The organism is Methylobacterium oryzihabitans (genome assembly GCF_004004555.2).
Classification (GTDB): domain Bacteria; phylum Pseudomonadota; class Alphaproteobacteria; order Rhizobiales; family Beijerinckiaceae; genus Methylobacterium; species Methylobacterium oryzihabitans.
The window spans coordinates 57114-70343 of record NZ_SACP01000011.1 but is presented as its reverse complement, the minus strand read 5'-3'; the positions used below and the strand labels follow the sequence as shown (position 1 = coordinate 70343).

The window sequence follows — 13230 nt, the reverse complement described above, 5'->3', positions numbered from 1 at the left end:
CCCCTCCGCGGGGGAGGGTCCGGGCCGTCCCTCCCCCATCCTTCGCGTCCCGCGAAGCCGCCCTCGCCCAACCACGTCTTTCCTCGAACCGTTCCAGCCTGCCACCCTTCGCGGGAGACAAAGGCAAGGACGAGGGGGAGGACCGGCGATGGACGGGATGACGACGGGCGGCCTCGCGCTTCCGGCGCTCGTGGCGGCGGCGACGATCGGGCTGTGGGCCTTCGCCCTGCTGCCCGAATTCCTCGTCGCGCTGCTGTTCTTTTCCGCCGCGACGATCCTACGGCTCGCGGCCCCCGACGTGGTGTTCTCCGGCTTCGCCTCCTCGGCGTTCTGGCTCGTGCTGAGCGGCTTCGTCCTCGGCGGCGCGATCCGCAAGGTCGGCCTCGCCGACCGGGTCGCCGGGCTCCTCGCACCGCGCCTCGTCGGCTCGTGGCCCGCCCTGGTGGCGGGGGTGATCGGCCTCACCTACGCGCTCGCCTTCGTCATGCCCTCCAACATGGGCCGCATCGCCGTGCTGATGCCGGTGGTGATGGCGCTCGCCGACCGGGCCGGTCTGCCGGCGGCCGGGCCCGGCCGGACCGGGCTCGCCCTCGCGGTCGGCTTCGGCACCTTCCAGCTCTCGGCCAGCATCCTGCCGGCCAACGTGCCGAACCTCGTCATGGCCGGCGCGGCCGAGAGCGCCTTCGGGCTGCACTTCGCCTACCTGCCCTACCTCGCCCTGCACGCCCCGGTGCTCGGCCTGCTCAAGGGGGCGGTGCTGGTCGCCTGCATCGCGCTCCTGTTCCGGCCCGGGCCGCTGGCGCCGCGGGCGGCGGCGCCCGCCCCGGCCGCGATGACCCCGGAGGAGCGCCGGCTCGCCGCCCTGCTGCTCGCCACCCTCGCCCTGTGGATGACCGATTCCCTGCACGGCATCCCGGCGGCCTGGATCGGGCTCGCCGCCGCCTGCCTGTGCCTGCTGCCGCGGATCGGCTTCCTGTCGGGCGAGGACTTCGCCAGCGGCGTCAACATCCGCACCTGCCTCTACATCGCCGGCATCCTCGGGCTCGCCGCCGTCGTCACCCGCACCGGGCTCGGCGATCGCGTCGGCCGGGCGCTGCTCGCGGTGCTGCCCCTCGATCCCGCCCGCCCGGCCCTCGGCTTCGCCTCCCTGGTCGGCCTGACCACGCTGCTCAACTTCGCCGTCACGGCCAACGGCGTCTCGGCCCTGTTCACGCCGCTCGCCCGCCTGCTGGCCGAGGGCACCGGCCTGCCCCTCGTCACCGTGCTGATGGTCCAGGTGATCGGCTACTCGACCCCGCTCCTGCCCTACCAGGCCGCCCCGATCGTCGTCGCGATGGGGATGGGCCGGGTGCCGGCCCGCGACGGCGCGCGGCTGTGCCTCGCGGTGGCGGCGGTGACCTTCGCGGTCCTGGTCCCGCTCGATGTCCTGTGGTTCCGCCTCCTCGGCCGCCTGTGACGCCGGGTTGCCGAAGCGGCGGCGCTGACGCAGTGTCCCGCGAAAATCCGACACCTGCTGGAGCACCCCATGGCCCCGTCCGTCCTGTCCGTCCGCGACGACGCCCTCGCCGTGCTGGAGCGGCTCGGCGTTCCGGCCTCCGTGCACGCGCAGGACGGCCTGCCGGCCCGCTCGCCGATCGGGGGCGAGGTGATCGCGACCCTGCGCCCGACCAGCCGCGACGAGGCGGCGGCGGCGATCGGCCGGGCCGCCGAGGCGTTCGCGGTCTGGCGCGCCGTGCCGGCGCCGCGCCGGGGCGAACTGGTGCGCCTGTTCGGCGAGGAGCTGCGCGCCCACAAGGCCGATCTCGGCCGCCTCGTCACCCTGGAGGCGGGCAAGATCCTGTCCGAGGGCCTCGGCGAGGTGCAGGAGATGATCGACATCTGCGACTTCGCGGTCGGGCTGTCGCGCCAGCTCCACGGCCTCACCATCGCGACCGAGCGGCCCGAGCACCGGATGATGGAGGTCTGGCACCCGCTCGGCGTCTGCGGGGTCATCTCGGCGTTCAACTTCCCCGTGGCGGTCTGGGCCTGGAACGCCGCGCTCGCCCTCGTCTGCGGCGACCCGGTGGTGTGGAAGCCGTCCGAGAAGACCCCGCTCACCGCGCTCGCCACCCACGCCCTCTTGGAGCGGGCGCTCGCCCGCTTCGGCGCGGCGCCGGCCGGGCTGGCGGCCGTGCTGATCGGCGGGCGCGACCTCGGCGAGGATCTGGTGGCCGATCCCCGGGTGGCGCTGGTCTCGGCCACCGGCTCGACCGCGATGGGGCGCCACGTCGCGCCCAAGCTCGCCGCGCGCTTCGCCCGGGCGATCCTCGAACTCGGCGGCAACAACGCCGCCATCGTCGCTCCCTCCGCCGACCTCGATCTGGCGCTGCGCGCCATCGCCTTTTCGGCGATGGGCACGGCGGGCCAGCGCTGCACCACCCTGCGCCGCCTGTTCGTCCACGAGTCCGTCTACGACGCCCTGCTGCCGCGCCTGAAGGCCGCCTACGGCTCGGTGCGGATCGGCGATCCCCGCGACCCCGCCACCCTGATCGGCCCGCTGATCGACAATGCCGCCGCCGACGGCATGGCCCGGGCGCTCGACGAGGCGCGGGCGATCGGCGCCACGGTCCATGGCGGCGAGCGCCTGCGCGACATTCGCGGCGAGGTGGCGGCCTATGTCCGCCCGGCCCTGGTCGAGATGCCCGAGCAGGCCGGCCCGATGCGCCGCGAGACCTTCGCGCCGATCCTCTACGTCACCCGCTACCGCGACCTCGACGGGGCGATCGCGGCCCAGAACGCGGTGGCGGCCGGGCTGTCGTCGTCGATCTTCACCGGCGACCTGCGCGAGGCCGAGCTGTTCGTCTCGGCCGCGGGCTCCGATTGCGGCATCGCCAACGTCAATATCGGCCCCTCGGGCGCCGAGATCGGCGGCGCGTTCGGCGGCGAGAAGGAGACCGGCGGCGGCCGCGAGAGCGGCTCGGACGCCTGGAAGGGCTACATGCGCCGCGCCACCAACACGATCAATTACGGCCGCACCCTGCCGCTGGCGCAGGGGGTGAGCTTCGAGGTGTGATACGGTTTTCGGACGATTAGTTCCGAAAACCGTGTCACCAGCCCGCGCGGCGCCTGAGCGAAGCCGATTTTCGCATCGCGAAGCGATCAATCGAAAATCGTATGACCCGGGGCCGGTGGGGCGCAGGACGGCCGGGGCGCCACCGGCGTCCCGCCTGACCCAGAGGGAAGAGAGACCTTCGCGGCGATGTCGCCCGGTCTTCGAAGACGATCGCGGCGAATGTTGCCGTTCTGCGACTGGAATTTTTCCAGCCGTCGGGATAATGGCAGGATGATCCCGCCGATCCGCATGCCGGGCGTTCACCCTCGCACGCGAGCTCGGCCGGATGACGCTGCGGGTGCCCGTGATCCATGCCAGCCGTTCGACACCACGACGCCGACAACGTCCTCGACTGGGCCGAGGGCAGACGTCCGGCCCCGTCCCGGCTCCGCGTGGCCGTGCTGGTGCCGTGCTTCAACGAGGCGGCGACCATCGGCGAGGTCGTGCGGGCCTTCCGGGCGCTGCCCGTCGGCGCCACCGTCTACGTCTACGACAACAACTCGACCGACGACACGGCGGCCGTCGCGGCCAGCGCCGGCGCGGTCGTGCGCCAGGAGACCCGGCAGGGCAAGGGGCACGTGGTCCGGCGGATGTTCGCCGACATCGAGGCCGACATCTACGTCCTCGTGGACGGCGACGGGACCTACGATGCCGAGGCGGCACCGCGGCTGATCGCGACGCTGCTGGAGCGCCAGCTCGATTTCGTGAATGCGAGCCGGGTCTCGACCGCGACCGACGCCTACCGGCGCGGCCACCGCTTCGGCAACTGGGCGCTGACGCGGCTGGTCCAGATCACCTTCGGCCGGCAGTTGTGCGACGTGCTGTCGGGCTACAAGGTGCTGTCGCGGCGCTTCGTCAAGTCGTTCCCGGCGATGTCGCAGGGCTTCGAGACCGAGACCGAACTCGCCGTCCACGCCCTCGAACTCAGGATGCCGCTCGCCGAGGTCGCGACCGTCTACCGCGAGCGGCCGGCCTGCTCGCCCAGCAAGCTCCGGACCTATCGCGACGGCGCCCGCATCCTGATGCTGATCGCGCGCCTCGTGAAGGACGAGCGCCCACTGCGGTTCTTCGGGCTGCTCGGCCTCGGCCTGATCGGGCTGGCGGTCGCGCTCGCGTTTCCCCTCGTCGTCACCTTCCTCGAAACCGGCCTCGTCCCACGCCTGCCGACCGCCGTCCTGGTGACCGGCCTCGGGATCGGCGGCCTCCTCAGCATCGTCGCGGGCCTGATCCTCGACATGACCACCCGGTCCCGGCAGGAGATGAAGCGGCTGTTCTATCTCGCGGTCGGGCCGCTTGGGGCCGCCGCGTCGCTGCCGTCCGAACGCGCCTGAACCCCGCACCCTCCCCCGGCGCGCCGTCCTCTCCCGAGATCGGGCAATCCTCATGTCGACGTGGCTCGCGGCCGCGGTCCCGCCCCTGCCGGACGGCCGGGAGGCGGCCGGACTCGCGGTCGGCCTCCTGCTGTTCTGGGGCTTCGCCGTCCTCGGCCGCGCGGTCGCCGGCACGGCCGGTGCCCGGGGCGTCGAGCTTCCGGTCGGTTACGCGGTGGTCGCGGGCGCGATCGTGCTGGCCGGCCTCGCCGTGCCCGGCCCCGGCCTGGCGGCGACGGCCGGGCTCGTCCTGGCGGTGGCGGGCGCCGCCGCGGCGTGGGCGCGGCCGGGCCTGAGGCCGTTGGTCCCGCTCGCCCGGGTGACCGTTCTCGCGCTGCCGCTGCTGGCGGTCGCGGCGGCGAACCGGCCGGTGCAGTGGGACGACTATTCCCACTGGATCCCCAACGCCGTGTACCTGCTGCGCCACGACGCCTTTCCGGCGGCGGGGCTCCCGCGCAGCCCGTCGCACTGGCCGGGCTATCCCTACGCGATGCCGATCTGGTCCTGGCTGATCTGGCGCGGCGCGGGCTTCGTCGAGAATGCCGGCGCGATGGTCAGCGGCCTCTACCTCGTCGCGGCGGCCGCCCTGCTGATCGAGGCGTGGCGGGGCGAGGCCCCCGGCGGCCCGGCCCCGGCCTGGCGGGACTGGGGCCGCGCCGGGGCGGCCCTGCTCGCGGTCACCGCCCTGTCCCCGTCCTTCCATCGCAGCTACAGCCTCACCGGCTACGCCGACACCGCGACGGGCGTGGTCCTGGCCGCCCTGGTGTGGAGCGCCGGCGGCCTGCTGCGGCCGGATCGCCCGGACCCGGCGGCCTCGCGCCGGCTCCTGCTCCAGTCCGGCCTCGCCGCGATCCTTCTGGTCTCGCTCAAGCAGGTCAACCTCGTCCTGCTCGGCCTCGCGGCCGCCGGCCTCGCCGGGGCGGCGTGGTCGGCCCGGGTCCCGCAGCGCCGCGTCGTCCTGCTCGGCCTCGCCCTCGTGCCGGCGGTCGCCCTCTGGCTGCTCTGGCAGACCCACGCGGCGGCGCAGATTCCCGGCGGCCAGTTCCGCTACAGGCCCTTCGCCGAGTGGCGCTGGAGTCTGGCGGCACCGCTGGTGAGGGCCATGGCGGTCGAGGCGGGCCGCGTGCCGCTCCACTTCGTCGCCCTCGGCCTCGTCGCGCTCCTGGCCGCGGCGACGCGGCGGCCCGGAACGGCGCCGGCCCGCGAGGCCGCCGCGGGCCCGGGCACCGCCCGCATCCCGGTCCCGGACGGGCGCTCGCTGGCCGTCGTCACCCTCGTGGTCGCCCTGGGCTATACCGGGTTCCTGTTCGTGACCTATCTCGCCGCGCCGTTCTCGGACGACGAGGTCCGGCGGGCGGCCTCGTTCCATCGCTACAGCGGCCACGCCGGCGTGCTCGCCCTCGTCGCCCTGGCGCGGCTGTGCGCCGAGCGGCTCGCGCCCGCGGTCGCGATCCCGGCAGGCCGGCTGAGGATCGCGGTGCTCGCGGCGGCGGTGGCGGCGAGCGCGAGCGTCCCCCTGGGCTGGCGCTACTTCCTCGGCACCCGCGACTACCGCTGGGCGGAGGCGTTCGCGCGGACCACCCGGGCGGTCCTGCCCGCCGGCGGGCCGGTCGCGGTCGTCCTGCCGCAGCCGGCCGCCTTCGTCGAGATCCTGCTGAGGTACCAGACGGCCAAGCCCGGGGCGCCGGACGGGACCGGCTTCTGGCCCGGAACGCTGGTCTTCGTCACGCCCGACGACGGCGAGGGAGCGCCCGCGGCGGTCGCCTCCGACCGCCGGTTCGCGGCCGCCATCGTGCGGGATGCCGCCCCCGAGACGGCCGCCGCCTTCGGCCTCGGGGGCGATCGCCGGGGCTTCCGCTGGCTGGTGCGCGAGGGCGAAGCGTGGCGCGTCGTGGCGACGGAGGGGGCGCGATGAGCCGGCCCGTTCCCGCTCACGCCGCCGGCCGCCCGGCCCGGGCCGGGCGCAGCGGCAGGGTCGGCAGCCAGCCGGCGCCCTCCTGCACCGTGTAGCTCCAGAACGCCTGCGCGGCCGGGCTCAGCACCTTGTCGGCCCGGCGCACCACGAACCAGTCGCGGCGGATCGGCAGGCCCTCGACGTCGAGGAGGACGAGGCGGCGCGCCTCGACCTCCGACGCCACGGTGTGGCCGGAGATCAGCGCGATGCCGAGCCCGGCGATCACCGTCTGCTTGATGGTCTCGTTCGAGCCGCTGTCGATGCCGAGCCGCGCCCGCCGGATCAGCACGCCGGCCATGAACTCCTCGAACACCGAGCGGGTGCCCGAGCCGTATTCGCGCACCAGGAACGCCTCCTCGGCCAGTTCCGCCCGGGTGATCCCGATGCGCCCGGCCAGCCGGTGGCCCGGCGGCGCGATCACCACCAGGGGGTGCGGCCCGAACACGTCCGCGGCGATCGGGAAGTCGCGCGGCGGCCGGCCCATGATCGCGATGTCGACCTTGTAGTCGCGCAGCGACTCGACCGTCGCGCCGCGGTTGCCGACCACGAGCTCGATCTCGACCCCCGGATGGCCGTGGACGAAGCCGGCGATGATCCGCGGCGCGAAGTACTTCGCCGTCGAGACGACCCCGATCGCCACCCGGCCGCCGCTGCCGCCGCGCAGGGTCTTCAGCCGCTCGGCGCAGGTCTCCAGCACGGTGTTGATGCTGTCGATCGCCCACAGCATCTCGCGGCCGGCATCGGTCGGCTTCAGCCCGGTGCTGGTGCGGTCGAACAGCGGCAGCCCGGCCTCCTCCTCGATGCTCTTGATCCGGGCCGTCAGCGCCGCCGGGGTCACGTTCAGTTCCTGGGCCGCCCGGGTCATGGTGCCGAGCCGGGCGATCGCCGCCACCGCCTGCAACTGCTTGAGCGAAAGGTTGCGCATCGCCGCTCCCGCCGGCCGCCGCCGGACTCCCCGCCGCGCCCGATACCGGACTTCTGGGCTGGTTCTATCCCGCGGCGCGGGCGCGCATAATCGCCCAAGGGTCGGAGATGCCCTGCCGGACGGGGAACGCCAGTGACGACCGGGATCCGCCTCACCACGCACCTCGCCCAGGACCGCGCCGCCTGCGCGTCGGGTTCCGCCCCGGTCCTCGCCGCCCTGGCCGCGGGGGCGGCCGCCCTCGTCCGGTGCCTCGCCCGCGACCCGGAGCCGTCCGACCTCGACGCGCTGGCGCGGCGGACCTTCGCCGACGCCCTCGCCGCCGCCCCGCTCGCCGCCCTCTCCCTGCCGGGCGCCCTGCCGGGCGCCGGGGTCGCGCCGGGTCTCGCCGGCACGCCGGTCGCCGTCGCCCTGACGCCGCTCGACGCCCCCGACGACGGCGCCGCCGGGCTCCCGGCCGGCACCCTGTTCTCCCTGCGCCCGGTCCTCGGCCGCGATCCGGCGCAGGCGGTGCTGGCGCCCGGGCGCGAGCAGTGCGCCGCCGGCCTCGTCACCTACGGCGCCCGCACGGTGCTGATCCTGACCCATGGCGGCCCGGCCTGGCGCTTCGTGCTCGATCCGGAGGCCGGGGAGTTCCGCCTCGCCGGCCGCGCCGCGATCCCGCCGGAGGGCCGGCACTGCACGCTCGATCCCGCCGCCGCGCGTCACTGGGCGGCGCCGGTGCGGGCCTTCGTCGAGGCGTGCCGGGCCGGCTCGGACGGGCCGCGGGGCCACGACGTGACGATGGACTGGTGCGCCTCCCTCGCCGCCGGGGCCGGGCGGGTGCTCGCCCGCGGCGGCCTGCACCTGCGCCCGGCCGAGCCGCGCCGGGCCGCCGCCGGCACCGTGTCCCTCGTCCATGCCGCCGCGGCGGTGGCCGGCGTGGTCGAGGCGGCCGGCGGCCGCGTCCGGCTCTTCGCCGCGCGCGGGCTCCTGCGCGCCTGAAAGCGCGTGCGCGCCGCCGACCCGGCCTTTGGTGGTATTTTGTTGGCGGGCGCCTGCGCTCAAGCTCCCGCCGCGGTGATCCCGAGGTCGTGTCCCCGATGTCTGCCCGCCACCCGATCATCTCGGTGACCGGCTCCTCGGGGGCCGGGACCACGTCGGTCAAGAACACCTTCGAGCAGATCTTCCGGCGCGAGGACGTCACCGCCGTGACGATCGAGGGCGACGCCTTTCACGCCATGGACCGTGCCGCCATGCGCCGGGCGATGGCGGCCGAGCCGACGCTGAGCCATTTCGGCGAACGCGCCAACCTGCTGCCCGAACTGGAGGCGGTGTTCCGCTCCTACGCCGAATCCGGCCGCGGCCGGACCCGGCACTACGTCCACGACCGCGCCGACGCCGAGCGGTGGGGCGCCGCGCCCGGCACCTTCTCGGCCTGGGAGGAGTTTCCTGAAGAGTCCGATCTGCTGTTCTACGAGGGGCTGCACGGCGCGGTGGCGAACGAGCGCGTCGACATCGCCCGCCATGCCGACCTGAAGATCGGCGTCGTGCCGGTCATCAACCTCGAATGGATCCAGAAGCTGCACCGCGACCGGGCGACCCGGGGCTATTCCACCGAGGCGGTCGCCGACGTGATCCTGCGGCGGATGCCCGACTACGTGAACGTGATCTGCCCGCAATTCAGCAACACCGACATCAACTTCCAGCGCATCCCGACGGTCGACACCTCGAACCCGTTCGTCGCCCGCTGGATCCCGACGGCCGACGAGTCGATGGTGGTGATCCGCTTCCGCGACCCCCGCGGCATCGACTTCCCGTACCTGATCTCGATGATCGCCGGCAGCGTCATGTCGCGGGCCAATTCCGTGGTAATCCCCGGCGGCAAGCTCGACCTCGCGATGCAGCTCATCCTGACCCCGATGATCATGCGGCTCGTCGAGCGGCGCCGGCGCCTGCCGTGATCCTCCCCGACGCCGGGACTGGCGTCGAAGCTGCATGGGGCCGGGCGCCGGCGCCGGCGGGATCGCGGATCGACGACAACGATGCGGAAACGCGAACCCGGGCAGAGTGGCGCGCGGCCCCTCTCTCCCGTCAGCCGGATCCCGCTCGCGATGACGCCCTCCGATCTTCCGCCCTCGCCCGGCCCCACGGACCCCGCCGTCGCGGGCGACGGCGCGGAGGCACGCGAGGTCGACCGCTGGGCCGAGCGCCGCCGCATCGCCGAGCAGAGCCGTGGCGAGCGGCACTGGTCGCTGTGGGGGCCCTACCTCAGCGAGCGGCAATGGGGCACCGTGCGCGAGGATTACAGCCGCGACGGCGAGGCGTGGCTTTTCGTGACCCACGACGACGCCCGCTCGCGCGCCTATCGCTGGGGCGAGGACGGCATCGCCGGCCTGTGCGACGACCACGGCCTGATGTGCCTGTCGCTCGCCCTGTGGAACGGCCGCGACCATATCCTCAAGGAGCGGCTGTTCGGCCTCACCAACGCCGAGGGCAACCACGGCGAGGACGTCAAGGAGGTCTACCACTACCTCGACGCGGTCCCGAGCCACGCCTACCTCAAGCAGCTCTACCGCTACCCGCACGGCGCCTTCCCCTACGAGGCGCTGATCGAGGAGAACCGCCGCCGCGGCCGCAGCCAGCCCGAATACGAGATCGAGGAGACCGGGATCTTCGACGACGGGCGCTTCTTCGACGTCACGGTCGAGTACGCCAAGGAGGATGCCGAGGACATCCACATGCGGGTGACCGCGCTCAACCGCGGGCCGGAGGCCGCCGACCTCCACCTCGTGCCGCAGCTCTGGTTCCGCAACACCTGGGCGTGGCGCCCGGACGGCGAGGCGTGGAAGCCGCGCCTGTCCCTGCGCCCGGACGGCAGCATCGCCTGCGAGCATCCGCGGCTCGGCAGCTACCAGCTCTGCTTCGACGGCGCGCCGGCGGTGCTGTTCTGCGAGAACGAGACCAACCGGCGCCGCTACGGCGGGCCGCCGGACGCCCCGGGCCCGTTCAAGGACGGGCTGCACGCGGCGATCGTGGCGGGCGACGCGACGGCGGTGCGCGACGATGCCGGCACCCGGGTCGGCCTGCACTACCGCCTGCGGCTCGGCCCCGGCGAGAGCGCCGTCCTGTGCCTGCGCCTCGTCGCCGGGGCGCGGCCGTGCCCGGTCGACCGCGATGGCGCCCTGCTGCGCCGGCGCATCGCCGAGGCCGACGCCTTCTACGACGCCCTGACCGAGGGCATCGACGACGCCGGCTCGCGGGCGATCTACCGGCAGGCGGCGGCCGGGCTGATCTGGTCGAAGCAGCTCTACCGCTACGACGTGCAGACGTGGCTCCAGGGCGACCCGCTCCAGCCGGCCCCGCCGCGTGAGCGCCTCGACGGGCGCAACCGGACATGGCGCAACTTCGCCAGCGCCGACGTGCTGTCGATGCCCGACAAGTGGGAATATCCCTGGTTCGCCGCCTGGGATCTCGCCTTCCACTGCCTGCCGCTGGCGGTGCTCGACCCGGACTTCGCCAAGAGCCAGCTCCTGCTGCTCACCCGCGAATGGTACATGCACCCCAACGGCCAGCTCCCGGCCTACGAGTGGGAGTTCGGCGACACCAACCCGCCGGTCCATGCCTGGGCGACGTTCCGGGTGTTCGAGATCGACCGGGCGCGGCGCGGCGGGCGCGGCGACCTCGCCTTCCTGGAAGGCGTGTTCCACAAGCTGCTCATCAACTTCACCTGGTGGGTCAACCGCAAGGACGCCACCGGCCGCAACGTGTTCCAGGGCGGCTTCCTCGGCCTCGACAACGTCGGGGTGTTCGACCGCTCGCGCCCGCCGCAGGGGTTCGGCGTCGTCCACCAGGCCGACGGCACCGCCTGGATGGCGATGTACGCCCTCAACATGATGCGCATCGCCCTCGAACTGGCGCTGCACAACGACGTCTACGAGAGCACGGCGTCGAAGTTCTTCGAGCACTTCCTGCTCATCGCCGAGGCGATGACCGACATGGGCGGCGAGGGCTTCGGGCTGTGGGACGAGGAGGACCAGTTCTACTACGACGAGGTCGACATGCCGGACGGCCGGATGCTGCCGCTGCGGGTGCGCTCGATCGTCGGCCTCGTGCCGCTCTTCGCCGTCGAGGTGATCGACCCCGAGATGCTGCAGCGGCTGCCGGACTTCGCCCGCCGGCTGAACTGGGTGCTGCAGAACCGGCCCCACCTCGCCCAGCTCGTCTCGCGCTGGAGCGAGGGCGGCATCGGCGACCGCAAGCTGCTGTCGCTGCTGCGCGGCCACCGGGTGAAGGCGCTGCTGCGCCGGATGCTCGACGAGGCCGAGTTCCTGTCGCCGCACGGCATCCGCTCGCTGTCGAAGGCGCATCGCGACGCGCCCTACTCCCTCGACGCGCTCGGCGCCTCGTTCCGCGTGGCCTACGACCCGGCCGACTCGACCTCGAACATGTTCGGCGGCAATTCCAACTGGCGCGGGCCGGTGTGGATGCCGATGAACTACCTCATCATCGAGGCGCTGCGCCGGTTCCACACCTATTACGGCGACGACTTCCTGGTGGAGTACCCGACCGGCTCGGGCGTCGAGACCAACCTCAGCGCGATCGCCGACGCCCTCGAGGACCGGCTGATCGCGCTGTTCACCCGCGACGCCGCCGGGCGCCGCCCGATCTTCGGCGACCGCCCGCGCCCCGGCCCGGCCGACCCGGCGCAGGAGGAACTGCTGTTCCACGAGTTCTTCGACGGCGACACCGGCCGCGGGCTCGGCGCCTCGCACCAGACCGGCTGGACCGCCCTGATCCTCAACCTGCTGCACCACCGGGCGCGACGGGAGGCGGAGTAGCCGCCCGCCTCCGGCCGCTCAGGCCGGCTTGAGCGGGCAGCTCTGGCGCGCCAGCAGCCGCCACCGGCCGCCGTCGCGGAGCCAGACCTGCATCACCGCGATGTACGAGCGGCCGGTCTCGCCGTTCGGCAGGATGTCGGCGCCGTCCCAGACGTGGCGCACGAGGGCGTTGTCGCCGACGATCTCGATCCACTGCTCCGAGAACACCAGCGACCTGTAGTTCACCTTGCCGGCGACGCTGGCGACGAACTGGGCCTTGGTCTGGTTGTTGCGGCCGCTGGAATGGCCGTAGGTCAGGCCGTCGTGGAGCAGGCCGTCCAGGGCCTTCGCGTCGCCGTCGACGATGGCGGCGCGCAGGGCCTCCAGCGCCGCCGTGACCGCCGCCTTGTCGTCGGCGGCCCGCGCGCCGCCCGTCGCTCCCGCCACGGCCGGTGCGGCCGCCGCGGCGGCGAGCAGCCAGCGGCGCGACACGGCGTCGTTCGAAGCCTGCGTCATGGGTGTCTCCTCCGCATCCGGTTCGTTGGTGGCCGTCCCGTCGGCCGGCGCTCCGGTATGAATGATCGGCCGCCGACCGTCGAGCCGGGCTCGACGCATTCGGCGCAGGTCTCGTCGACAGCACGCTGTCCGGGGCTTGGCCCGGACAGACGGAACAAGATCGACCGCGACGGCTTGTCTCCCTGAAAGCCATCTCAACACTGACGGTTTCGGGTTTCTGCCTGGGCATCGATCCCGGATTGACGCTCCGTTACCTTGCTTGTCTCGGGAGGATTGACCAAAATGCGCCTGCTCGTGTCGACTGCCACCCTGCTCCTCGCCGTCGGCGGAGCCGCCTTCGCCCAGCCCGCCACCGCGCCGGGCACGGCCGCGCCGGGCGGCGCCGTGGTGGCGCCCACGCCGGGCAACACCGGCAACGATCCCAACGTGAACATCTCCCGGGGCGGCACCGGCGCCTCCTCGGTCCAGACCAACTCGGCCACGGGCGGCAACGCGCAGCAGCCCGAGCGTGCGGTGCCGCAGGGGAGCGGCGGCGGCAGCCGCTGATCCTCGTCCCCCGGCCGGTGGGGAGCGCCCCG

At 73.7% G+C, this 13230-nt stretch carries 10 protein-coding genes; 8 read left to right on the top strand and 2 right to left on the bottom strand.

Going from position 1 to position 13230, the window contains the following annotated elements; translation table 11 throughout:
• Nucleotides 1-148 precede the first annotated feature (148 nt).
• The 4 genes from EOE48_RS12800 (at nucleotide 149) to EOE48_RS12785 (ending at nucleotide 6376) form a co-directional block, all read left to right on the top strand.
• Nucleotides 149-1456 (top strand): SLC13 family permease, encoded by a 1308-nt coding sequence (locus tag EOE48_RS12800; protein WP_127729563.1) that lies wholly within the window; start codon nucleotides 149-151, stop codon nucleotides 1454-1456.
• 69 nt (nucleotides 1457-1525) lie between these two features.
• On the top strand, nucleotides 1526-3052 hold the full coding sequence (amaB, locus tag EOE48_RS12795) for an L-piperidine-6-carboxylate dehydrogenase (protein WP_127729561.1): 1527 nt from the start codon (nucleotides 1526-1528) through the stop codon (nucleotides 3050-3052).
• A gap of 350 nt (nucleotides 3053-3402) precedes the next feature.
• Nucleotides 3403-4422, top strand: coding sequence for a glycosyltransferase (locus tag EOE48_RS12790; RefSeq protein WP_127729559.1), 1020 nt, complete (start codon nucleotides 3403-3405; stop codon nucleotides 4420-4422).
• Between the two features lie 52 nt (nucleotides 4423-4474).
• A complete protein-coding gene (locus EOE48_RS12785) occupies nucleotides 4475-6376 on the top strand; it encodes a hypothetical protein (RefSeq protein ID WP_127729557.1) in 1902 nt (633 codons plus the stop codon).
• 16 nt (nucleotides 6377-6392) lie between these two features.
• Here EOE48_RS12785 and EOE48_RS12780 read toward each other — a convergent pair whose 3' ends face one another.
• Nucleotides 6393-7340 carry a LysR family transcriptional regulator gene (locus EOE48_RS12780; protein WP_127729555.1) on the bottom strand — a complete coding sequence of 316 codons (948 nt, stop codon included), beginning with the start codon at nucleotides 7338-7340 and terminating at the stop codon, nucleotides 6393-6395.
• Between the two features lie 132 nt (nucleotides 7341-7472).
• Between EOE48_RS12780 and EOE48_RS12775 the strand changes: the two genes are divergently transcribed.
• The 3 genes from EOE48_RS12775 (at nucleotide 7473) to EOE48_RS12765 (ending at nucleotide 12157) form a co-directional block, all read left to right on the top strand.
• Entirely contained in the window at nucleotides 7473-8321 is an 849-nt protein-coding gene (locus EOE48_RS12775; RefSeq protein WP_127729553.1) for an FIG domain-containing protein, read from the top strand.
• 98 nt (nucleotides 8322-8419) lie between these two features.
• Nucleotides 8420-9280 carry a phosphoribulokinase gene (locus tag EOE48_RS12770; protein ID WP_127729551.1) on the top strand — a complete coding sequence of 287 codons (861 nt, stop codon included), beginning with the start codon at nucleotides 8420-8422 and terminating at the stop codon, nucleotides 9278-9280.
• A gap of 150 nt (nucleotides 9281-9430) precedes the next feature.
• A complete protein-coding gene (locus EOE48_RS12765; protein ID WP_127729549.1) occupies nucleotides 9431-12157 on the top strand; it encodes an MGH1-like glycoside hydrolase domain-containing protein in 2727 nt (908 codons plus the stop codon).
• An 18-nt stretch (nucleotides 12158-12175) separates the two neighbouring features.
• On the opposite strand, the gene EOE48_RS12760 is transcribed toward EOE48_RS12765, so the two are convergent.
• Complete coding sequence (locus EOE48_RS12760; protein WP_187371404.1) at nucleotides 12176-12652, bottom strand: nuclear transport factor 2 family protein; 477 nt, start codon at nucleotides 12650-12652, stop codon at nucleotides 12176-12178.
• 282 nt (nucleotides 12653-12934) lie between these two features.
• Here EOE48_RS12760 and EOE48_RS12755 point away from each other — a divergent pair, with 282 nt between their 5' ends.
• Nucleotides 12935-13198 carry a hypothetical protein gene (locus EOE48_RS12755; protein ID WP_127729545.1) on the top strand — a complete coding sequence of 88 codons (264 nt, stop codon included), beginning with the start codon at nucleotides 12935-12937 and terminating at the stop codon, nucleotides 13196-13198.
• Nucleotides 13199-13230: the final 32 nt, after the last annotated feature.